This window comes from Afipia sp. GW822-FHT03D08 (assembly GCF_058801645.1).
This window is the reverse complement of record NZ_JBXANK010000001.1, coordinates 748,637-768,418: the sequence shown is the minus strand read 5'-3', so window position 1 is coordinate 768,418 and position 19,782 is coordinate 748,637. Positions and strand designations below refer to the sequence as shown.

21 protein-coding genes are annotated in these 19,782 nt (G+C 62.7%); 13 read left to right on the top strand and 8 right to left on the bottom strand.

Going from position 1 to position 19,782, the window contains the following annotated elements; genetic code table 11:
• Positions 1 to 10 precede the first annotated feature (10 nt).
• The 6 genes from lexA to AC1RM7_RS03650 all read right to left on the bottom strand — a co-directional run bounded on the left by lexA (position 11) and on the right by AC1RM7_RS03650 (position 6,441).
• On the bottom strand, positions 11 to 718 hold the full coding sequence (gene lexA, locus AC1RM7_RS03675) for a transcriptional repressor LexA (protein WP_492838518.1): 708 nt from the start codon (positions 716 to 718) through the stop codon (positions 11 to 13).
• Positions 719 to 930: 212 nt separating this feature from the next.
• Positions 931 to 2,139 (bottom strand): molybdopterin molybdotransferase MoeA, encoded by a 1,209-nt coding sequence (locus tag AC1RM7_RS03670; RefSeq protein WP_492838516.1) that lies wholly within the window; start codon positions 2,137 to 2,139, stop codon positions 931 to 933.
• 10 nt (positions 2,140 to 2,149) lie between these two features.
• Positions 2,150 to 2,659: a cyclic pyranopterin monophosphate synthase MoaC gene (gene moaC / locus AC1RM7_RS03665; RefSeq protein WP_492838514.1), complete on the bottom strand. Its 510-nt coding sequence runs from the start codon at positions 2,657 to 2,659 to the stop codon at positions 2,150 to 2,152.
• Between the two features lie 3 nt (positions 2,660 to 2,662).
• On the bottom strand, positions 2,663 to 3,484 hold the full coding sequence (gene trpC / locus AC1RM7_RS03660; RefSeq protein ID WP_006020716.1) for an indole-3-glycerol phosphate synthase TrpC: 822 nt from the start codon (positions 3,482 to 3,484) through the stop codon (positions 2,663 to 2,665).
• 13 nt (positions 3,485 to 3,497) lie between these two features.
• Positions 3,498 to 4,511 carry an anthranilate phosphoribosyltransferase gene (trpD, locus tag AC1RM7_RS03655; protein WP_024921843.1) on the bottom strand — a complete coding sequence of 338 codons (1,014 nt, stop codon included), beginning with the start codon at positions 4,509 to 4,511 and terminating at the stop codon, positions 3,498 to 3,500.
• A gap of 34 nt (positions 4,512 to 4,545) precedes the next feature.
• Positions 4,546 to 6,441 (bottom strand): peptidylprolyl isomerase, encoded by a 1,896-nt coding sequence (locus AC1RM7_RS03650; protein WP_024921844.1) that lies wholly within the window; start codon positions 6,439 to 6,441, stop codon positions 4,546 to 4,548.
• A gap of 273 nt (positions 6,442 to 6,714) precedes the next feature.
• Here AC1RM7_RS03650 and tpiA point away from each other — a divergent pair, with 273 nt between their 5' ends.
• The 4 genes from tpiA to AC1RM7_RS03630 all read left to right on the top strand — a co-directional run bounded on the left by tpiA (position 6,715) and on the right by AC1RM7_RS03630 (position 10,665).
• On the top strand, positions 6,715 to 7,470 hold the full coding sequence (gene tpiA / locus AC1RM7_RS03645; RefSeq protein WP_024921845.1) for a triose-phosphate isomerase: 756 nt from the start codon (positions 6,715 to 6,717) through the stop codon (positions 7,468 to 7,470).
• A 134-nt stretch (positions 7,471 to 7,604) separates the two neighbouring features.
• Positions 7,605 to 7,970, top strand: coding sequence for a preprotein translocase subunit SecG (gene secG / locus AC1RM7_RS03640; RefSeq protein ID WP_006020712.1), 366 nt, complete (start codon positions 7,605 to 7,607; stop codon positions 7,968 to 7,970).
• 180 nt (positions 7,971 to 8,150) lie between these two features.
• Complete coding sequence (gene pyrG, locus AC1RM7_RS03635) at positions 8,151 to 9,782, top strand: CTP synthase (protein ID WP_024921846.1); 1,632 nt, start codon at positions 8,151 to 8,153, stop codon at positions 9,780 to 9,782.
• 94 nt (positions 9,783 to 9,876) lie between these two features.
• Positions 9,877 to 10,665 carry a COG3904 family protein gene (locus AC1RM7_RS03630; protein ID WP_024921847.1) on the top strand — a complete coding sequence of 263 codons (789 nt, stop codon included), beginning with the start codon at positions 9,877 to 9,879 and terminating at the stop codon, positions 10,663 to 10,665.
• On the opposite strand, the gene AC1RM7_RS03625 is transcribed toward AC1RM7_RS03630, so the two are convergent.
• A complete protein-coding gene (locus AC1RM7_RS03625) occupies positions 10,640 to 10,819 on the bottom strand; it encodes a hypothetical protein (RefSeq protein ID WP_152544227.1) in 180 nt (59 codons plus the stop codon). The two genes, AC1RM7_RS03630 and AC1RM7_RS03625, sit on opposite strands and share 26 nt — an antisense overlap.
• Positions 10,820 to 10,965: 146 nt before the next feature.
• On the opposite strand from AC1RM7_RS03625, the gene AC1RM7_RS03620 reads away from it, so the two are divergent.
• The 4 genes from AC1RM7_RS03620 (at position 10,966) to AC1RM7_RS03605 (ending at position 14,332) form a co-directional block, all read left to right on the top strand.
• Entirely contained in the window at positions 10,966 to 11,298 is a 333-nt protein-coding gene (locus AC1RM7_RS03620) for an NIPSNAP family protein (RefSeq protein ID WP_006020709.1), read from the top strand.
• Between the two features lie 22 nt (positions 11,299 to 11,320).
• Complete coding sequence (locus AC1RM7_RS03615) at positions 11,321 to 12,193, top strand: VOC family protein (RefSeq protein ID WP_024921849.1); 873 nt, start codon at positions 11,321 to 11,323, stop codon at positions 12,191 to 12,193.
• Between the two features lie 68 nt (positions 12,194 to 12,261).
• The gene (kdsA, locus tag AC1RM7_RS03610) at positions 12,262 to 13,113 is read left to right on the top strand and encodes a 3-deoxy-8-phosphooctulonate synthase (protein WP_006020707.1); all 852 of its coding nucleotides are present in this window, start codon (positions 12,262 to 12,264) and stop codon (positions 13,111 to 13,113) included.
• Between the two features lie 43 nt (positions 13,114 to 13,156).
• Positions 13,157 to 14,332, top strand: a complete 1,176-nt coding sequence (locus AC1RM7_RS03605) for an MFS transporter (RefSeq protein WP_024921850.1) — start codon at positions 13,157 to 13,159, stop codon at positions 14,330 to 14,332.
• Here AC1RM7_RS03605 and queF read toward each other — a convergent pair.
• A complete protein-coding gene (gene queF / locus AC1RM7_RS03600; RefSeq protein ID WP_024921851.1) occupies positions 14,329 to 14,808 on the bottom strand; it encodes a preQ(1) synthase in 480 nt (159 codons plus the stop codon). The two genes, AC1RM7_RS03605 and queF, sit on opposite strands and share 4 nt — an antisense overlap.
• A gap of 139 nt (positions 14,809 to 14,947) precedes the next feature.
• Here queF and eno point away from each other — a divergent pair, with 139 nt between their 5' ends.
• The 5 genes from eno (at position 14,948) to pdhA (ending at position 19,773) form a co-directional block, all read left to right on the top strand.
• Positions 14,948 to 16,231, top strand: a complete 1,284-nt coding sequence (gene eno / locus AC1RM7_RS03595; protein WP_024921852.1) for a phosphopyruvate hydratase — start codon at positions 14,948 to 14,950, stop codon at positions 16,229 to 16,231.
• Between the two features lie 128 nt (positions 16,232 to 16,359).
• A complete protein-coding gene (locus tag AC1RM7_RS03590) occupies positions 16,360 to 17,484 on the top strand; it encodes a CaiB/BaiF CoA transferase family protein (protein WP_024921853.1) in 1,125 nt (374 codons plus the stop codon).
• Positions 17,485 to 17,590: 106 nt separating this feature from the next.
• Positions 17,591 to 18,142: an NADPH-dependent FMN reductase gene (locus tag AC1RM7_RS03585; protein WP_024921854.1), complete on the top strand. Its 552-nt coding sequence runs from the start codon at positions 17,591 to 17,593 to the stop codon at positions 18,140 to 18,142.
• 76 nt (positions 18,143 to 18,218) lie between these two features.
• The gene (locus AC1RM7_RS03580; RefSeq protein ID WP_024921855.1) at positions 18,219 to 18,536 is read left to right on the top strand and encodes an FtsB family cell division protein; all 318 of its coding nucleotides are present in this window, start codon (positions 18,219 to 18,221) and stop codon (positions 18,534 to 18,536) included.
• Positions 18,537 to 18,750: 214 nt separating this feature from the next.
• Entirely contained in the window at positions 18,751 to 19,773 is a 1,023-nt protein-coding gene (pdhA, locus tag AC1RM7_RS03575; RefSeq protein ID WP_024921856.1) for a pyruvate dehydrogenase (acetyl-transferring) E1 component subunit alpha, read from the top strand.
• The last annotated feature ends 9 nt before the right edge of the window (positions 19,774 to 19,782 follow it).

Here is a 19,782-nt window from a genome sequence, read left to right as displayed (position 1 = left end):
ACCGAAAGTCTCAGTACTTGCGGACGAGACCGATCAGTTTGCCCTGAATCCGCACGCGGTTGGGCGGCAGGATGCGGACTTCATAAGCCGCATTGGCCGGCTCCAGCGCGATGGACGCGCCGCGGCGGCGGAAGCGCTTCAGGGTGGCTTCTTCCTCGTCGATCAGCGCCACCACGATGTCGCCGGTGTCGGCGGTCTCGTTGCGCTGGATCAGCACGGTGTCGCCGTCGAGAATGCCGGCTTCCATCATGGAATCGCCGCGCACTTCGAGCGCGTAGTGTTCGCCGGAGCCGAGCATGTCGGGCGGCACGCTGATGGTGTGGCTGCGGGTCTGCAATGCCTCGATCGGCGTACCTGCTGCGATCCGACCCATGACCGGCACGACAACCGGGAAGCTGGCATCCTCATCAGGACCGACGGACGGAGCCGACCGGACCTTGCCGAGGTTGCCTTCGATGACGCTTGGCGTGAAGCCGCGGCGGGCGCCGCCGGGGCTGGCACTCGTTTCGGGAAGCTTGATGACCTCGATGGCGCGGGCCCGGTTGGCGAGCCTGCGGATGAAGCCGCGCTCCTCAAGGGCGGTAATGAGCCGGTGGATGCCGGACTTGGACCGCAGGTCCAGCGCGTCCTTCATTTCGTCGAAGGAGGGCGGAACACCAGCTTCCTTGAGCCGCTCGTTGATGAAGCGCAGAAGCTCGTATTGTTTGCGTGTCAGCATCTGAATTGGTCCCCGATCCCAAGGATCTCAAGAATTCCCGCGTTCTGATCCGAAGCCGCGCCTCTCTGGATCCCCACTGAGAACAAATGGAAAGGGACACTCAGGAGTAGCGAGTCACTCGAAACAAATCATGAACGAACACTATCTGTTCCATATGTGTTCCGCAACCCCTTAATTTCACGTCAACGACGGGGCCCGTGTGATCGGGATTGTCAGTCCGGCAGCCGCAGGATCGTGCAGGGCGAGCCGGCGGGGGCCGCGGGCGCGAATGGCGGACGGATGATCAGCGCATTCGCTTCGACCAGTTTTGCCACCAGCGAACTGTCTTGCGCGCCCACCGACGTAGCGACGGGCACACCGTCGCTGCCGGCTGTGACGCGCGCCCGCAGGTAGTCTTGCCGCTTGTCGTTGGCGGGCAGCTCGCGCCCAAGCCTGGCTTGCTCGAGTGGATGATCGATCGTGGTTCGCCCGGAGAGCGAACGGATCAGCGGTACCAGAAACAGGAAGGCGCAGACGTAGGACGACACGGGGTTCCCGGGCAGGCCGAGCACGCGCATTGCTCCGAGCCTTCCGTTCATCATCGGCTTGCCGGGCCGCAGCGCGATCTTCCAGAAGGCCATGTCGAAGCCTTCGGTTGTCAGCGCGGCCTGAACCAGATCGTGATCGCCGACCGATGCGCCGCCGGTGGTGACAAGAACGTCTGCTCCGAGATCGCGCGCGCGCCGGATGCCGCCGGAGGTCTCTTCGAGTGTGTCGCGCGCGATGCCGAGTTCGATCACGTCCGCGCCTTCGCTGCGCGCGAGTGCAGCCAGCGCGAAGACATTGCTGTAGACGATCTGACCGGGGCCGGGTGTCGTGCCGGGAGGCACCAGTTCGTCGCCGGTCGCGAGGATCGCCACCTTGGGACGGCGGTGCACCGGCAACCGCGGATGGTTCATGCCGGCCGCCAGCGCGAGGGCGCGGTCGTTGAGCAGAGAGCCGCGCGGCAGCAGCACGTCGCCCTCGTGGAAATCGATACCGGCGGGACGGATGTTTTTTCCTGCGGTAATAGCTTCGTTGACGACGACAAACTCACCGTCACGCGCGGCGTCTTCCTGAATGACCACCGCGTCCACGCCGCCGGGAACAACGCCGCCGGTAAAGATGCGCGCAGCCTGTCCGGCGCCGATGCTCTGATTAAAGGGCCGTCCGGCCGCGACTTCGCCGATCACCTTCAGCCGTGCGCCCGGCAGGGCATCTGCGGCGCGCACCGCGTATCCGTCCATCGCCGACAGCGCGACGGGAGGCTGGGTGCGGAGCGCTGCGACGTCGCGGGACAGCGTGCGATGAAACGCATCTTGGAGCGCAACCGTCTCTTCGGGCAACGCAGCGGCGTCCTTGAGAACGGCGGCATAGGCCTCGGCGACCGGCATCAGCGCCATGGTGCGATCCTCAATAGTCCGCCAGATAGTGGCCGGACTTGCCGCCCTTTTTCTCGACCAGACGGATGGCTTCGATCTGGATGCCGCGCTCCACGGCCTTCACCATGTCGTAGATGGTGAGGCAGGCCACCGACACGGCGGTCAGCGCTTCCATCTCGACGCCGGTCGGGCCTTTCACTTTCACCGTGGCACGCACGCGGCAACCCGGCAGCTTGGTGTCGGGCGTAATGTCGAGCGTGACCTTTGAGAGAGCCAGCGGATGACAGAGCGGAATGAGGTCGGAGGTCCGCTTCGCCGCCATGATGCCCGCGACGCGCGCGGTGCCCAGCACGTCGCCCTTGGCGGCGTTGCCCTTCACAATCAGATCAAGCGTCTTGCGGGTCATGATGACCCGGCCTTCGGCCACCGCGACACGCTCGGTATCCGGCTTGGCCGAGACGTCGACCATGCGTGCTTCACCCTTGGCGTCGATATGGGTGAGGGCGGCGCCTGCTTTCGTCTTTGATGTCTTTTTGGCCACGGTTCAGCGCGTCCCGGTGGCGCGTTGCGCATCGCTGCGGGCGAGCAGGGTGCGCGTTGCAGCCGTCACATCGGCCTGACGCATCAGGCTCTCGCCGACGAGAAAGGTGTTCATGCCCACGCGCGCAAGACGGGAGAGATCCTCCGGCGCGAAGATGCCGCTTTCGCCGACACTGATGCGATCCTTCGGAATCAGCGGAGCGAGTTCTTCACTGGTGGCAAGCGTCGTCTCGAAGGTGCGCAGGTTGCGATTGTTGACGCCAAGTAGCGGCGACTTCAGTTTCAATGCGCGGTCGAGTTCCTCGCGGTTATGGACTTCGAGCAGCACGTCCATGCCATGCGCGAATGCGGCATCCTCGATATCTTTCGCCGCAGCATCGTCAAGCGCGGCCATGATAATCAGGATGCAGTCCGCGCCATGTGCCCGCGCTTCCGCCACCTGATAGGTGTCGTACATGAAATCCTTGCGCAACACCGGCAGCGAGACGGCCGCACGTGCCGCAACCATGAAAGCGAGCGATCCCTGGAACGATGGCGTATCGGTCAGCACCGAGAGGCAAGCCGCGCCGCCCGCCTCGTAAGCCTTGGCGAGAGCAGGCGGATCGAAGTCGGCGCGAATGAGTCCCTTCGACGGCGAGGCCTTCTTGATCTCGGCGATCAGTGCGTAGTCGCCGTTGGCGTGCTTCGCGCGAATGGCTTTGGCAAAGCCGCGCGGCGCGGATGCGGCCTTGGCGCGCGCCTCGACCTCGGCGAGCGGAAGCGCGCGCTTGGCAGCGGCGATTTCCTCGCGCTTGTAGGTTTCGATTTTATCGAGGATGTCCGACAAGGGTATTGGCTCCTCAAGCATTGGAGACGGCGACAAGGCGCTTGAGCCTGTCCGCCGCCGCACCAGTGTCCAGCGCCTTGGTGCCGAGCGCAACGCCTTCCTTGAGGTCCCTGGCCTTGCCGGCGACCACGAGGGCAGCGGCGGCATTCAACAGCGCGACGTTGCGATAGGCGTTCTGTTTGCCTTCCAGAACATCGCGAAGCGCCCTGGCGTTGGCCTCGGCACCGCCGCCCTTCAGGTCCGCGCTGGTGGCGCGTGGCAGCCCGCCGTCGTCCGGCGTGACTTCAAATGTGCGGATGTTGCCCTTTTCGAGAGCCGCGACGAAGGTCGGGCCGGTGAGGGTGATCTCGTCGAGGCCGTCGGAGCCATGCACGACCCACACCGATTCCGCGCCGAGATTCTTCAGCACCTGCGCCAGCGGCTCGACCCAGTGCTTCGAAAACACACCGACCATCTGCCGCTTGACGCCCGCGGGATTGGACAGCGGTCCGAGCAGATTGAAGATGGTGCGGGTGGCGAGTTCGACGCGGGTAGGGCCGACGTTCTTCATCGCCGGGTGATGCGTTGGCGCGAACATGAATCCGATGCCTGCCTCGGCGATACAGCGGCTTACGCCTTCCGGCGCAATGTTGATGTTGACGCCGAGCGCCGCGAGCGCATCGGCAGCGCCGGACTTTGACGACAGCGCGCGGTTGCCGTGCTTGGCGACGGGGACGCCCGCGCCGGCAAGAATGAACGATGCGCAGGTCGAGACATTGACCGATCCCGAGCCATCGCCGCCGGTGCCGACGATATCGACCGCATCGGCGGGCGCTTTCACGGTCAGCATCTTGGAGCGCATCGCGGAGACCGCGCCGGTGATTTCGTCGACGGTCTCGCCGCGCACGCGCAGGCCCATCAGGAGGGCGCCCATCTGCGAGGGCGTCGCTTCGCCGGACATCATGCGGTCGAACGCCGATGCCGCTTCGTCACGCGACAGCGCTGCGCCGGTGGCGACTTTTCCGATAATGGCTTTCAGATCGTCCATGTGACTTCCGCTCAAATGAGCTTTTATTCCAACATCACTGAGCGGCTGTGGCTCCCGTCGCCACGGCAAACGCGTTCTGGTTGATCGTCACGCCAATCTCGGTTTCGAGCTTCGCGATATAGGCGGTGAGTTGCTCTTCCATTTCCGCGCGGCGGAGGCTTTCGGTCAGCTTCTTCACATCCTCGGACGCAAGATCGACCGGCGGCACGACGACGTCGGTCACCTTGAACACAATCCACTCGCTGCCGCCGCCGCCTTCGGTCTGGCCGACGCCGTCCTTTGGCGTGCGGAACGCAGCCGTCACCAGCCGCTCGGGAATATCCTTGGCGTCGGTGTCGCGCTTGAACAGCTTGGCGGTCTCGACCTTGAGTCCAGCAGCCGCGGCTTCGGCGTCGAAGGCTGCGCCCTTTTCCAGCTTTCCGACAATCTCGGTGGCCTTGGCGCGCAGGCGGGCCGAGATTTGCTCATCGCGCCAGCGCGCTTCGACCTGATCCTTCACCTCATCGAGCGAACGGTCGCGCGACGGCGTCACGCCGAGGACATCGAACCAAAGCTCGCCGCCGTTGTACTGCACCGGCTCGTTCTCCACGCCGATGTTGCTGGCGAATGCGGGCGAGACGAGATCGATGCCTTGCGGCAAACCGGCCACCAGCTTGCCGTCCGGGCCGCGGCCAGAGCGATCGATGGCTTCGATCGTGGTTGCCTTAAACCCGAGCTTCTGGGCAGCTTCGGCAATGTTCGATCCGCCGCCGCGCTCGTCCTCGATCTTGTTGTGCAGATCCTGCATCTGGGCCCGCGCACGCTCCAGCGCAATCTCGCGCTTGATCGTCGGTGCAACGGCCTCATAGGTCGGGTTGGTGCCGGGTTCTACCTTGGTGACTTTGAGCAGCGCCGTGATGAGGGTGCCCTTGACCGGCTCGCTCACGGTGTTCGGCGCGAGCGCGAATGCGGCGTCGGCGATGGCGGAGTCTCCGATCGAAGCCTTCGCCACGTTGCCGAGGTCGATATCGGCCGTGGTCAGCTTGCGCTCCTTGGCGATGTCCTCGAACGATGTTCCGGCCTTGATGCGATCGCTTGCCGCCTTGGCTTCATCGGCGTTCGGGAACGGGATCTGGAACACCTGACGCTTCTCGGGAGTCGCGTAGCGCTCGCGGCGCTGTTCGAAGACCTTCTTCGCGTCTTCGTCAGATACGGTGATCGACTTGGCGAGTTCGTCGGGCGTCAGAGCGAGCACCGCAATCTTGCGATATTCCGGCGCCCTGAACAGTTGCTTGCGCTCGTCGAAATACGCCGCCAGCGCTTCGGGTGAGGGCGGCGCGATGGTTCCCGCCTGAGCGGCTGCCAGTTTGACGTAGCTGGCCGAGCGCTGCTCGTTCTGGAAACGGACCAGGGCCTCGACCTGGGTCTTCGGCGGCTCGAGGCCCGCAAGGATCGTGCCGGTGAGCTGGCGGCGCATTGCGATGCGGCGCTGCTCGGCAATGAAGCGCTGTTCGGTGTAACCGGCCTGGCGGATCGTCTGCAGGAACCGGTCATGATCGAATTTGCCGTCGAGCCCCTTGAAGGTCGGGTCGCTCGAGATGGCGCGCACGATATCGGCATCCGACTGGCCGAGCCCCATGCGGCGCGCGGTCTCGTCCAGCGCGGCGTCGGAGATGACCTCCTGAAGCACCTGACGGTCGAGGCCGAACTGGCGTGCCTGCTCCATGGTCAGCGGCCGGCCGAACCGGCGCCCGATCTGCTGAACCTTGTCGGTGAACAAATTCCGGAACTGTTCGGTGGTGATTTCGGTGCTGCCGATCTTGGCGAGCGACGACTGTCCGAATCCCTTGAAGATGTCGGCGATGCCCCAGACACCGAAACTGATGATCAGCACGCCGAACAGGACGGACATCACCGTCTTGCCGAGCCAATTCGATGAGGCTTTGCGCATTCCTCGGAGCATGGGTCCAACTTGATGTTCGGGGGGTGGAGCGGCCGGCCGCAGAGGCATTACCGCGTTGTTTCGCCAACATATAAAGGGGTGCTGGTTCCCTAGCAACCATGGTGAAGGCGACGCTTCGGCGCGGTTAATGGCGCGGTTAGGGAAAAACCGGAACCGCCGTGTGGAAATAAGGCCTCGGAACTGGCATCTCCGATAACGCTCTGCTAGCGCAGATCGGCCGCACTGCCCGATAATCCCGATAAATATGATGCGAGATCAAATATGACCGACAAGCGCCGTCCGCTGATCGCGGGGAACTGGAAGATGAACGGCCTCAAGGCCTCGGCGAACGAACTCGCCGCCATCGGACAGGGTGCTGAAAAGGTGTCGCGCAAGGCCGATCTTCTGATCTGTCCTCCCGCGACATTGCTCTTCACGGCCGCGGCAGTGGTCACCGGATCGAAAGTCGCAATTGGTGCACAGGATTGTCATCCGGCGCCGTCCGGCGCGCATACCGGCGATATTTCGGCAGAGATGCTGGCGGATGCCGGCGCAACCGCCATTATCGTTGGCCACTCCGAACGCCGCACGGATCACCATGAGAGCGATGCGCTTGTTCGCGAGAAGGCAGAGGCGGCGTGGCGTGCGGGCGTTGTCGCCATCGTCTGTGTCGGCGAAACACAGGCCGAGCGTGACGCCGGACAGGCGCTCGATGTGGTCGGGCGTCAGTTGGCCGGATCGCTACCGGACGGGACTACCTCAGCCAATCTGGTGGTCGCCTATGAGCCTGTGTGGGCCATTGGAACCGGCCGGACCCCGACAGCGAAAGATGTCGAGGAAGTCCATGGGTTTATCCGGGGCAAGCTGAAGGACCGGTTCAAGGGCGAGGGCGATTCCGTCCGGATTCTCTACGGAGGCTCGGTAAAGCCGTCGAACGCCGCCGAATTGATGGCTGTCGCCAATGTCGACGGGGCGCTGGTCGGCGGAGCCAGCCTGAAAGCTGCTGATTTCCTTGCGATTGCTGCTGCGTGCCCCTAAATCCCATGGTCTCGAAGCGGTCCATCGGGGGTGACAATGCCCCCTGCAATCGTGTACAGACCGCGCAACTTCAACCCCCGCAAGCACCGACGCGACCGGCTCCCGGCGCTGGAGGCTTGTGACGGAAGGTAACGATGCAGACTGTCATTATCGTCATTCATCTTATGCTCGTGCTGGGCCTGATCGGCGTCGTACTGTTGCAGCGATCCGAAGGTGGCGGCCTTGGTGTCGGCGGCGGGGGCGGCGGCGGATTCATGTCGAGCCGCGGAACGACCAACCTGCTCACACGCACCACTGCCATCCTGGCGGCAGGCTTCTTCGTGACAAGCCTGGTTCTGTCGTGGCTCGCGAGCTACGACCGCAAACCTGCCTCGATCCTCAACACCAGCCCTGCGCCGATCTCGCAGCCTGGTGCTCCGGCTGCGCCTGCTGGCGGTCTGCTGGACTCTCTCAAGAAGCCTGAAGCGCCGTCCGCTCCGCAGGCCCCGCAGTCGAAGTAGTGCTGTTGCAACGACAAGACTTGCAGCCATGCGTAAGCTGCTTGCCTGCAAGTCTTAGAGTTGCCTTCCAAGTACCTGACTGAACTCACATATCGAAGTCACCCACAGCGTCGCGATTTATCGGCGTGCGCGTGGGTTTAGTTTTGCGAATCACACCGGCGGAGATAAAGGTAGAGTCCCATGACGCGGTATATTTTCATCACCGGCGGCGTGGTCTCCTCGCTCGGCAAGGGTCTGGCTTCAGCAGCGCTCGGCGCTGTTCTGCAGTCACGAGGCTACAAGGTCCGCCTTCGCAAGCTTGATCCCTATCTCAATCTCGATCCCGGAACGATGTCGCCGTATCAGCATGGCGAAGTGTTCGTGACCGATGACGGCGCCGAGACCGATCTCGATCTCGGTCACTACGAGCGCTTCACCGGCCGTCCTGCGACCAAGCAGGACAACATCACCACGGGGCGCATTTATCAGGACATCCTGAACAAGGAACGCCGCGGCGACTATCTCGGCGCGACCGTGCAGGTGATTCCGCATGTCACCAACGCCATCAAGGAATTCATCCTCGGCGGCAACGAAGGCTACGACTTCGTGCTGTGTGAAGTCGGCGGCACTGTGGGCGACATCGAAGGCCTGCCGTTCTTCGAGGCGATCCGTCAGGTCAAGAACGATCTGCCGCGCGGCGAGGTGATCTACATTCACCTGACGCTTTTGCCCTACATTCCAAGTGCGGGCGAACTGAAGACCAAGCCGACCCAGCACTCGGTCAAGGAACTGCGCTCCATCGGCATCCAGCCCGATATCCTGCTGTGCCGCACCGACCGCGAGATTCCGAAGGAAGAGCGCCGCAAGCTGGCGCTGTTCTGCAATGTCCGCGAATCCGCCGTCATCGAGGCGCGCGACGTCGACAACATCTACGCGGTGCCCGAGGCCTATCACGCCGCCGGCCTCGACGACGAAGTGCTCGCCGCATTCGGCATCGTCGATATCAAGCCGCCCAAGCTGGAAAGCTGGCACACCATCAACGAGCGTGTCCGCAATCCCGAAGGCCAGGTGACCATTGCCATCGTCGGCAAGTACACCGGCATGAAGGACGCCTACAAGTCGCTAATCGAGGCGTTGTCGCACGGGGGCATCGCCAACAAGGTGAAGGTCAATCTCGACTGGATCGAGTCCGAGGTTTTCGAGAACGAAGATCCCGCGCCGTTCCTCGAACACGTCAACGGCATTCTGGTGCCGGGCGGCTTCGGCCAGCGCGGTGCGGAAGGCAAGATCAAGGCGGCGCGGTTCGCGCGCGAGCGCGATGTGCCGTATTTCGGCATCTGCTTCGGCATGCAGATGGCGGTGATCGAGGCCGCACGCAATCTGGTCGGCATCGAGGATGCCAATTCGACAGAGTTCGGCGCGACGAAGGAGCCCCTGGTCGGCTTGATGACCGAATGGCTGCGCGGCAATGAACTCGAAAAGCGCTCGAAGGCTGGCGATCTCGGCGGCACCATGCGGCTCGGCGCTTATCCCGCCTCGCTCAAGAAGGGCAGCCGCGTCTCGGAAGTTTATGGCGGGGTGCTGGAAATTTCCGAGCGGCATCGTCACCGCTACGAGGTCAACACCGCCTACAAGGACCGCCTCGAACAGCACGGCCTGCACTTCTCGGGCATGTCGCCTGACGGCGTGCTGCCGGAAATCGTCGAGTACGAGGACCATCCGTGGTTCATCGGGGTGCAGTACCACCCCGAACTGAAGTCGCGTCCGTTCGAGCCGCATCCGCTGTTCGCCTCGTTCGTGCAGGCGGCGATGGTTCAGAGCCGGCTGGTTTAGTCCAGTCAGGCGCTCGGCGTGTCGCGTCAGGCCGCGTGGGAGCGGTTCTCCTGAGCCGTTTGAACAACGGCAAAACTGGCGAGATCGAAGCGGCATGATTCCGAAGATCAAACCTCCAGGGCTTGAAGGCGAACAAACCGCGCGGCCGTGGGGCAAGCCTGCGGGCGATGCGCCGCTGCCGCAGGAAAACCAGTCCGTCCCGCGCAGCCGAAGATCGCTGTGGTCTGTTCTGTTCGTGGTGCTGCTGATCGCAACCTACGGCGTGAGTGCGTATCAGGATCTGTCGTCGCCGGCGTCGTGGTCGTACTGGAAGGACTATTTCGGTTCGCCGAGCATGACGGCAACGGCTGTCACCATGGCAGATGGCCGCAAGGGACTCGCAATTCAGGGGCAGATCGGGCCTGCCGCCGCAGGCTGGTTTCGCGAACAGCTCGATGCGGCCAAGCTGAGCAGCGGCGATGTTGTGTTTCTGTCGTCGCCGGGGGGCTCACTCGATCAGGGTTTGATCATGGGTGCAGTGGTGCGGTCGCGCGGACTGACGACGGTGGTGGGGAGGGTCGATTCCAGCGGACGCCCGCAACCTGCGCGTTGCGCCAGCGCGTGCGTCTTCGTTTTCGCGGGAGGCAAGATCCGGGAGGCCATGCCGCGGTCGATGGTCGGCGTGCATCAGTTCAGCAGCACCGGAGCGAAAGGCGAAGAGTCCGCGGGAGATATCGTGTCGCGCACCCAGCGCACCACCGGCATCATTCTCGATTACATGACGGAGATGGGCGTTTCGCCTTCCATCATGCAGGCGATGACTGCGAGCAAGGACATCCGCTGGCTCACGGAGAAAGAGGCCTTTGATCTCAATCTGGTCACGGCTCGTTACGCCGGAAACTGATCGTGACAGCCGCAGGCTTGCCGTTGAAGGTCACGCCGTTCGCGCCGCCGGTGACCACGCTGGGCGTTCCGGGTGACTGGGCTCGGGCAAAACCCGAAGTTATCAAACCGGATGCGACGACGGCCAGTGTCAAACGACGCATAGTCTTTTGCATGACAATTCTCGCATTGGTCCCATCGGCCGGAAGCGCTTGATAACGGATCGCGCAGGCGACTATATGCCGGTTCTGGAGAGCCTGCATAATCACAGCCGGCGCGGTTCGATTCCGCTAGGGAGCGCCATCAATCAACAAGAGGGCCCATGAGCAAGATCTATGAAATGCGCGTTTATCGCTGTGTCCCGGGGCGGCTTCCGGATCTGGTGAAGCGCTTCGAGAATCACACGCTGAAGATCTGGGAAAAGCACGGCATCCGTCAGGCCGGCTTTTTCACAACGGTGGTCGGCCAGTCCAGTCAGGAACTGACGTACTTCCTTGCGTGGGATTCACTGGCGGAGCGCGAGCAGAAATGGGGCGCGTTTCAAACCGACCCGGTCTGGATATCCACGCGCGCCGAAACCGAGAAGAACGGTCAGATCGTCGAGAACATCACCAGCCAGTTCCTGGCGCCGACGGCCTTCTCCGCGGTGAAGTGAGGGCGCGTCTCGCGCACCGGTCATGCCTCGCGGTCTCGATCATATCGTCCATGCCGTCCGCGATCTCGATGCGGCGGCGGACTTCTATCGCCGTGCCGGCTTCACGGTCGGCGCGCGCAACAGGCATCCGTGGGGCACACATAATCATGTCGTGCAGTTTCCCGGCTTCTTCATCGAGGTTCTGACGGTCGCCGAACCCGAGAAGCTCGGAGACGACGGCCTGTCGCTGCATTTCGGCGCTCCGAACCGCGAGGCGATCGCGCGCGACGACGGCTTCTCGATGCTGGTGCTTGAAAGCACCGACAGCGAGGCCGATGTCGCGGACTTCGCGCGACATGGCATTGGTGCCTCGAAGTCACTGCCGTTTTCGCGCGAGGCAAAACGACCGGATGGAAGCTCCACGACTGTCGGTTTTTCGCTCGCCTTCGCGCGGGATGCACTGTCGCCCCACACGACGTTCTTCACCTGCAAGCAGCACAATCCGGCCGCGTTCTGGAATGCGGACTATCAGCAGCACGCCAATCGCGCGAGCGGTGTGCTCGGCGCGGTCCTCGTCGCCGACAATCCGACCGATCATCATATTTTCCTCGGTGCACTGACCGGGGTGCGCGATCTCCATTCGAGTTCGATCGGCGTCACCGCAAACACGCCGCGCGGCGATGTCGAGATCATCGAGGCGGTGTCGTTCCGCGACCAGTTTGGAACCTTGCCGAAACTGGACGGCGAGGGCGCTTCGATCAAAGGCCTGCGCCTTGCGGTGCCGGACATCGACGCTACCGAGCGGGTCCTCAAAAGTGGCGGGGTGGCCTCGCATCGCCATATCGGCCGGCTGGTGGTGCCGTCCGGGGCAGCTTTTGGCGCAACCCTGATATTCGAGGCCCCGTCGAAGATTTGACGGGCCGGACTTGATCGGGCACTCCCTCACCGGCATGGTCCAACCGATTTTCTGAAAAGGGACACCCTTTGAACGCCAAGATTTCCGCGGCCCCGGTGGTTTCCGCAGGCAACGTCAAATTCGGCAACGCATTGCCATTGGCGGTGATCGCCGGGCCATGCCAGTTGGAGAGCCGCGCGCATGGGCTGGAAGTCGCGTCCGCGCTGAAGGAGATCGCCGCTCGTCTCAAGATCGGGCTCGTCTACAAGACCTCGTTCGACAAGGCCAACCGCACCAGCGCGTCCGGCGCGCGCGGCATGGGGCTTGAGAAAGCGCTGCCGATCTTCGCGGAGATTCGCGAAACCCTCGGTCTGCCCGTGCTGACCGATGTGCATGAGATCGAGCAATGCGCGCAGGTCGCCGAAGTGGTCGACGTGTTGCAGATACCCGCGTTTCTCTGCCGGCAGACGGACCTGCTGCTGGCCGCGGCCGCAACCGGCAAGGTGGTCAACGTCAAGAAGGGCCAGTTTCTGGCGCCGTGGGACATGGCCAATGTTGTTGGCAAGATCACTGGCGGGGGCAATCCCAACGTCATGGTGACCGAACGCGGCGCATCGTTCGGCTACAACACGCTGGTGTCCGACATGCGGGCGCTGCCGATCCTCGCGCGTACCACCGGTGCGCCGGTGATCTTCGATGCGACCCATTCTGTACAGCAACCGGGCGGCAAGGGGACCTCATCCGGCGGCGAACGCGAATTCGTGCCTGTGCTGGCGCGAGCCGCCGTCGCGGTCGGTGTGGCGGGTGTTTTCATCGAGACGCATCCCGATCCGGACAACGCGCCGTCGGATGGTCCGAACATGGTCCCATTGAAGGATTTCGAGGCTCTGGTGAAGAACCTGATGGCCTTCGACGCGCTCGCCAAGAGCGAAACACGCTGATGCAACCTCGTCGCGCAGCATCCGAGGGACAATTGAATCCCTGATGCTGCCTATCCTCAACATCATCGCCGCCACGACGTTCGCCGCTGCCTTGTCATCGCGCGCGATGGAGCCGGTGCTGCCGCTGGTGGCCGATAGTTTCGGCGTGACGGTCGCGACCGCCGCAAGCCTGTCCGCCGTGGTCGCTTTCACATTTGCCATTGTGCAGCCCATTCTCGGCGCGGCCGCCGACATGTTCGGCAAGGCGCGGCTGATGATCGCGTGTCTGATCCTGCTGGGTGCGGCGAATATCGTCGGCGCGATGGCGACATCGTTCGAGATGCTGTTTCTGTCGCGCGTCCTGTGCGGCATGGCTGCCGGGGGCACATTTCCCATCGCGTTCGGACTGACCAGCGATCTCGTGCCGACGGCGCAAAGGCAGGTGGCGCTGGGCCGGGTGCTCGCCGGTGCGATGACCGGAAACCTGCTGGGCGCGACGGCCGCAGGCGTGATTGGCGATTTTCTGGGATGGCGCGGCGTTCTGGCCGTCCTCGGCGCGGTCATGGTGATTGCATCGGTGGCAGTCTTCATTGGCTTCCGCCGCGGCGGCGTCACCAGCCCGCGAAGCGGCGTGAGCTTGAAATCGCTCAAGGACGGCTATCGCACCATCCTGCAAAATCCAAATGCGCGCGTTGTTTTCATTGCCGTGTTTGTCGAGGGAATTTGCGTCCTCGGGCTGCTTCCGTTCGTCGCCGCGTTTCTGTTCGAACTCGGCGAGACGCGCGCCTCGATCCCCGGTGTGGTGATCGCCGCGTTCGCTGTCGGCGGTCTTCTCTACACCGCGAGCGTGTCCCGGATGCTGCCGCGTTTTGGCGTCAACGGGCTGATGGTCGGCGGCGCTATTGTGGTGGCACTTCAGTTTCTCGTCGTTGCTATTGGGCCGCGTTGGGAAATTCAGGCCATCTGTTTTCTTCTGATGGGCTGGGGCTTCTACTCGCTGCACGGGTCGTTGCAGGTGTTCTCGAGCGATCTAGCGCCCGAAGCGCGCGCCTCGGCGTTGTCGCTCCATGCGTTCTGCTTCTTCATGGGGCAGGCGGTCGGGCCGATCCTGTACGGCTTCGCACTGTCACACGCCGGCAAAATCCCCACGCTGATAATCAGCGCAGTCGCCATCCTTGTGCTCGGGATCGTTGCGGCGCGGCTGCTTCACCAGAAGCCGGCGGAAATGACGGATATCTAACCCCGCCCGCGATAGGGCGGGACGCCCTGATCCGGTACCCACACAGTCGCCGGCAGCTTGCCGGCCTGCCAGAACACATCGATCGGCATGCCGCCGCGCGGATAGAAATATCCGCCGATCCGCAGCCAGCGCGGCGCCAATAGTTTCGTCAGCCGCTTGCCGATGGACACGGTGCAGTCCTCGTGGAACGAGCCGACATTCCGGAAGCTGTTGAGATAGAGTTTCAGCGACTTCGACTCCACGAGCCATTTGTTCGGCACGTAATCGATGACGAGAATGGCGAAATCCGGCTGGCCGGTGACCGGGCAGATCGAGGTGAATTCCGGCATCGTGAAACGTGCGACATAATTCGTGTCGGTATGCGGATTCGGCACCCGGTCGAGCTTGGCCGTATCGGGCGAAGCCGGCGCTTCGACCTGCTGGCCGAGTTGCAGCGATGTTCCGGCGGCCTTGGCCGCGCGAGGCTTTCTGGACATAGGTATCTCCGTTTGCCGTCTGATAGCCGGTCCTGATCAAAACGTCACGGGATCAAAGGCTTCGGATGGTCTTTTCCGGCGCGGCGCGTTCCTGTAGAAGCTGCCCCAAACCTCAGAACCTGATCCTGAAAGGGCGCACATGACCGCAATCGTCGACATCATCGGCCGCGAAATTCTTGACAGCCGCGGCAACCCGACCGTCGAAGTCGATGTGGTGCTGGAAGACGGCTCGCTGGGCCGCGCCGCCGTCCCCTCGGGCGCTTCCACGGGCGCGCATGAGGCCGTCGAACTGCGCGACGGCGACAAGGGCCGTTATCTCGGCAAGGGCGTGCAGAAGGCCGTCGATGCGGTCAACGGCGAGATCTTCGATGCCATCGGCGGCATGGAGGCCGAGCAGCAGGTCCAGATCGACCAGACCATGATCGATCTGGATGGAACACCGAACAAGAGCCGGCTGGGCGCCAACGCCATCCTTGGCGTGTCGCTGGCTATCGCCAAGGCCGCCGCGGAATCGCTCGGCATGCCGCTGTATCGTTATGTCGGCGGCACCTCGGCGCGCACCCTTCCGGTGCCGATGATGAACATCGTCAACGGCGGCGTGCACGCGGACAATCCGATCGACTTCCAGGAAATCATGGTGATGCCGGTCGGCGCAAAGAACTTCGCGGAAGGACTGCGTTGCGGCGCCGAGATTTTCCACACGCTGAAATCTGAGCTGAAGAAGGCCGGCCACAACACCAACGTCGGCGACGAGGGCGGCTTCGCGCCGAACCTGCCGTCGGCGGACGCAGCGCTCGATTTCGTCATGAGTGCGATCGGCAAGGCCGGATACAAGGCCGGCGGCGACGTCATGCTGGCGCTGGATTGCGCCTCGACCGAATTCTTCAAGAACGGCTCGTACGTCTATGAAGGCGAGAAGAAGACCCGCTCGCGTTCGGAGCAGGCCAAGTATCTCGCGGACCTCGTGTCGCGTTATCCGATCGTCTCCATCGAGGACGGCATGGCCGAAGACGACATGGATGGCTGGAAGGAACTGACCGACCTGATCGGCAGCAAGTGCCAGCTTGTCGGTGACGACCTGTTCGTGACCAACGTCACGCGCCTTGCGGATGGCATCAAGAAGGGCCTCGGCAATTCCATTCTGGTGAAGGTCAACCAGATCGGCTCGCTCACCGAGACGCTCGCCGCCGTCGAGATGGCGCACAAGGCGGCCTACACCGCCGTGATGTCGCACCGCTCCGGTGAGACCGAAGACTCGACCATCGCCGATCTCGCCGTCGCCACCAACTGTGGTCAGATCAAGACCGGATCGCTGGCGCGCGCGGATCGCACCGCGAAGTACAACCAGTTGCTGCGCATCGAGCAGGAACTCGGCAACCAGGCGATCTATGCGGGCCGGTCGGCGCTCAAGGCGCTGGCGTAAACCACGGTTCGTCGGAAGTCTTGCCGACGCAACGCTGGGTTTCGTTTTCATATCGCGGTTGCGGCTTGCCTTGGCAGGCCGCACTCGCTTGAGTGGCGTCCGCTAACAAGTTGCGGGAGAACGACGCCATGAATGGTCCGCTTGCCGGAATCAAAGTCATCGAGATTGGGCAGGCGCTCGCGGGTCCGCTGGCCGGTGCAATCATGGCCGACATGGGCGCGGACGTCATCAAGATCGAGAAGCCCGACGGCGGCGACGATGCGCGCAGTTGGGGACCTCCCTTCATCGAAGAGGCATCGATCATGTTCCATGTCACCAACCGCAACAAGCGGTCGGTGACGCTCGACATGAAGAATGCGGACGACATCGAAAAGCTGAAGACGCTCGTGCGCGATGCGGACATCCTGATCCAGAATCTGCGCTCGGGCGTGGTCAACGAGCTCGGCATCGGTCCCGAGCACATGCGCGCCATCAATCCGCGGCTGATCTACTGCTCGATCTGGGCGTTCGGGCCGAAAGGACCGCTGTCGAAGGCACCGGGATTCGATCCGCTGCTTCAGGCGTTTGGCGGCGTGATGATGCAGACCGGCCGTCATGAAGATCCGCCAACGTTCTGCGCACCGGCGATCAACGACAAGGCGACCGCGCAGTGGTGCGTGATCGGCGCGCTGGGCGCGCTTCAGCAACGGCATGTCACCGGCAAAGGCTGCGTGATCGACACGTCTTTGCTCGACAGTGCGGCGTCGTGGGTGGATTCATCGCTGGCGACGTATCACATCACGCAGGAGCTGTCGCCGCGCACCGGCGCGGCGACACCGACCATCGTGCCGTATCAGGTGTTCGACACTGCCGATCGTCCGCTGGTGATCGCCGCCGGTTATGACCGGCTGTTTCACAAGCTCGCGGTTGTCCTCGGATTTCCGGAGTGGTGCACCGATCCAAGGTTCGCGCGGGGCAGGGACCGGTTTGTCCATCGCGAGGTTCTGATCGGACTGTTGAAGCCGGTGTTGCTGACAAGGAAGCGCTCCGATTGGCTTGCCGCTTTTGAGAAAGCTGGTGTGCCGTCCAGTCCGGTCAACACCATCGCCGAGTTGCAGCAGACCGAACAGTTCAAGGCGTCCGATCTGATGCGCACGTTGCCCGGCAGCGAGTTGCCGGTGGTGGGCCTGCCGATTTCATTCGACGGCCAGCGTCCGCATCCGCATTCCGGCGCGCCGCGGCTGGGTCAGCACAACGACGAGCTTTTGGGCTAGTCCCGCAGGACACGATTCCGCGATGCAAATTTAATGCACTTGCATCCTTTCGGAGGCGAGGCTAAGCCCGCTCTACCGAGTTTGTTTGCCTTGAAAGGATGTTCTCATGGCCCATACCGTTGCAGTGATTGTCGGCAGCCTCCGCAAGGAGTCGTTTTCGCTCAAGATCGCAAATGCGCTCGCCAGGCTCGCGCCGCCGTCGTTGAAGCTGGAAATCATCACGCTGCACGGTCTGTCGTTCTTCAACCAGGACCTTGAGCCGAACCCGCCGGCGGACTGGGTCGCGTTCCGTGAGAAAATCCAGGCATCCGACGCCGTGCTGTTCGTGACGCCCGAATACAACAGGTCGACCTCGGGCGTGTTGAAGAATGCGATCGATGTCGCTTCGCGCCCGTACGGAAAGAGTTCATTCCTTGGCAAGCCGACGGGCATCGTCGCCAATTCACCGGGCCCGCTTGGCGGCGTTGCCGCAGCCATGCACCTGAAATCCATTCTTCCGGGTATTACCGGACCCATTCTGCAGCAGCCCGAAATCTACCTGAACGGCGTGGGCGACGCCTTCGACGACAAGGGCAACCTGACCAAGGAAGCGCTGGAGAAGGTTCTGAAGGCGTATATCGATGCGTTCGCTGCATGGGTCGAACGTCTCAAGAAATGACTTTTCCGCGACGTGAAGGTTTCAAGACGGCCCGGTTGTTAGTGATAGGTTAACCGGGCTGTCGCATCGTGCGGATATGGTTTCACGCACGCGACTCAAAGCCATCATGACCGGCCTCGCGCTGTACGCGATCGCGGCGGCGCTGATCGCCTATTTCGGCGTCAATGCCTATACCGGCAAGTACGGTCTGAACGCGCGCCAGGAACTCGATCAAGAAATCGTGCTGCTGACCGCTGAGCTTGCCCGGCTCAAAGCCGAGCGTACTGCGGCGGAACAGCGCGTTTCGTTGCTTCGTTCGGACCGCGTCGATCCCGATATGCTCGACGAACGCGCACGTTACCAGCTCGACTATGTGCATCCGCGCGATCTCGTGCGGATGACCGGTCAGAACTAGTATCCTAAAGCCCAACGCGCCTGATTTCGCCGCGCGCTCCCTTGCGAACCGCCCACCAGGTTTCAAATTTCAAAAATCGTTCGCTTTCGAGTCTAAAATTGCTGTCGCTGCATTGCGTCATAGATGCGTGAAGCGTTTGCGCACGCGATCCTTTTCATTGCGATGTGAGTTGGGGTAGAGAGGTTGATACCCGCCTCTCTTATCCGGACAAGTTATGGCAACAGCGAAGAAAACGGCCACACCGGACGCCGGCAACGGCTCCCGCCCGCAGACCAATCTCACGTTCACGAAGGAGCAGGAGCTTCACGCGTTTCGCGAGATGATGCTGATCCGCCGTTTTGAAGAGAAGGCTGGTCAGCTCTACGGTATGGGTGCGATCGGCGGCTTCTGCCATTTGTACATCGGACAGGAAGCGGTCGTGGTGGGCATGCAGATGGCCCTCGAGCAGGGCGACCAGATCATCACCAGCTACCGCGATCACGGTCACATGCTGGCCTGCGGCATGGACCCCAAGGGCGTGATGGCCGAGCTGACGGGACGCGAGGCCGGCTACTCCAAGGGCAAGGGTGGCTCCATGCACATGTTCAGCAAGGAGAAGAACTTCTACGGCGGTCATGGCATCGTCGGCGCGCAGGTTCCGCTCGGCACCGGTCTGGCTTTCGCCAATCGCTATCGCGGCAACAAGAATGTCAGCATTGCCTATTTCGGCGATGGCGCGGCGAACCAGGGTCAGGTCTACGAAAGCTTCAACATGGCGGAGCTTTGGAAGCTTCCCGTGATCTTCGTTATCGAAAACAACCGTTACGCCATGGGCACATCGGTCTCCCGCTCATCGGCGCAGACCGATTTCTCCAAGCGCGGCGCGTCGTTCAACATTCCGGGCGAGCAGGTCGATGGCATGGACGTTCGTGCGGTGAAGGCCGCGGGCGACAAGGCCGTGCAGTGGTGCCGCGAGGGCAACGGGCCTTACATCCTTGAGATGCAGACTTACCGTTACCGCGGCCATTCGATGTCCGATCCGGCGAAGTACCGGACCCGCGAGGAAGTGGACAAGGTTCGCCACGACAGCGATCCGATCGAGCAGGTGAGGCAGCGTTTGCTTGAGCTCAAGGTGAGCGAGCAGGAATTGAAGTCGGTCGACGCGGAAGTGCGCGAGATCGTCAATGCGGCGGCGGATTTCGCGCAGCACGCGCCGGAGCCGGATGCCTCCGAGCTTTACACCGACATCTACCGATAAGTGCGGAGT

Excerpts from the sequence above, each read along its gene's own strand:
- trpD (WP_024921843.1), bottom strand. The coding sequence starts at position 4,511 with ATGGACGATCTGAAAGCCATTATCGGAAAAGTCGCCACCGGCGCAGCG.
- AC1RM7_RS03605 (WP_024921850.1), top strand. The coding sequence starts at position 13,157 with ATGCTGCCTATCCTCAACATCATCGCCGCCACGACGTTCGCCGCTGCC.
- AC1RM7_RS03585 (WP_024921854.1), top strand. The coding sequence starts at position 17,591 with ATGGCCCATACCGTTGCAGTGATTGTCGGCAGCCTCCGCAAGGAGTCG.
- eno (WP_024921852.1), top strand. The coding sequence starts at position 14,948 with ATGACCGCAATCGTCGACATCATCGGCCGCGAAATTCTTGACAGCCGC.
- queF (WP_024921851.1), bottom strand. The coding sequence starts at position 14,808 with ATGTCCAGAAAGCCTCGCGCGGCCAAGGCCGCCGGAACATCGCTGCAA.
- AC1RM7_RS03625 (WP_152544227.1), bottom strand. The coding sequence starts at position 10,819 with ATGCAAAAGACTATGCGTCGTTTGACACTGGCCGTCGTCGCATCCGGT.
- AC1RM7_RS03615 (WP_024921849.1), top strand. The coding sequence starts at position 11,321 with ATGCCTCGCGGTCTCGATCATATCGTCCATGCCGTCCGCGATCTCGAT.
- AC1RM7_RS03620 (WP_006020709.1), top strand. The coding sequence starts at position 10,966 with ATGAGCAAGATCTATGAAATGCGCGTTTATCGCTGTGTCCCGGGGCGG.
- AC1RM7_RS03670 (WP_492838516.1), bottom strand. The coding sequence starts at position 2,139 with ATGGCGCTGATGCCGGTCGCCGAGGCCTATGCCGCCGTTCTCAAGGAC.
- AC1RM7_RS03650 (WP_024921844.1), bottom strand. The coding sequence starts at position 6,441 with ATGCGCAAAGCCTCATCGAATTGGCTCGGCAAGACGGTGATGTCCGTC.
- tpiA (WP_024921845.1), top strand. The coding sequence starts at position 6,715 with ATGACCGACAAGCGCCGTCCGCTGATCGCGGGGAACTGGAAGATGAAC.
- secG (WP_006020712.1), top strand. The coding sequence starts at position 7,605 with ATGCAGACTGTCATTATCGTCATTCATCTTATGCTCGTGCTGGGCCTG.
- AC1RM7_RS03630 (WP_024921847.1), top strand. The coding sequence starts at position 9,877 with ATGATTCCGAAGATCAAACCTCCAGGGCTTGAAGGCGAACAAACCGCG.
- pyrG (WP_024921846.1), top strand. The coding sequence starts at position 8,151 with ATGACGCGGTATATTTTCATCACCGGCGGCGTGGTCTCCTCGCTCGGC.
- pdhA (WP_024921856.1), top strand. The coding sequence starts at position 18,751 with ATGGCAACAGCGAAGAAAACGGCCACACCGGACGCCGGCAACGGCTCC.
- AC1RM7_RS03580 (WP_024921855.1), top strand. The coding sequence starts at position 18,219 with ATGGTTTCACGCACGCGACTCAAAGCCATCATGACCGGCCTCGCGCTG.
- AC1RM7_RS03590 (WP_024921853.1), top strand. The coding sequence starts at position 16,360 with ATGAATGGTCCGCTTGCCGGAATCAAAGTCATCGAGATTGGGCAGGCG.
- lexA (WP_492838518.1), bottom strand. The coding sequence starts at position 718 with ATGCTGACACGCAAACAATACGAGCTTCTGCGCTTCATCAACGAGCGG.